Origin of the sequence: Streptomyces alkaliphilus (genome assembly GCF_014141535.1) — a bacterium.
GTDB lineage: Bacteria > Actinomycetota > Actinomycetes > Streptomycetales > Streptomycetaceae > Streptomyces > Streptomyces alkaliphilus.
In genome coordinates this window covers 1-346 of sequence record NZ_VKHT01001789.1, presented here as the reverse complement: position 1 = coordinate 346, position 346 = coordinate 1, and the positions used below count along the sequence as shown (strand labels likewise).

The following is a 346-nucleotide window of genomic DNA, read 5'->3' as shown; positions in this document are numbered from 1 at the left end:
TCGGCTGATGGCCAACAACGTCTTCGTGTCCGGACAGACCTGGGACGGGGACCGGTGCGTGATGACGGTCGGCGCCCTGATCGGTTCGAGCCGGCCCCGCGCGCGGGTCGACCGCACCATGGCCGGCCCGTCCACCACGGGTCACAGGGGCGCGTACGCGCCGATGATCTCGTTGACCGTCTCGGCCACCCGCCTGCTGCGCAGGATGTCGGCGTGGTCGACGGGCACGGTGACGGACCGCTCGGCCGACGCGGCCCATTCGGTGGGCTCGCGGGAGCTCACCGCGATCGCGGTGAGCCAGGCGGCAACCGGGTCGATCTGTCGCGCCGCGTTCAGGTAGGACACG

The 346-nt window shown here is 72.0% G+C and carries 1 protein-coding gene; it reads right to left on the bottom strand.

The features are described 5' to 3' along the window. Positions 1 to 141 precede the first annotated feature (141 nt). Positions 142 to 346, bottom strand: a 205-nt coding sequence (locus tag FNQ90_RS26770; RefSeq protein ID WP_182608625.1) for a hypothetical protein, incomplete at its 5' end; no start/stop codon positions are given.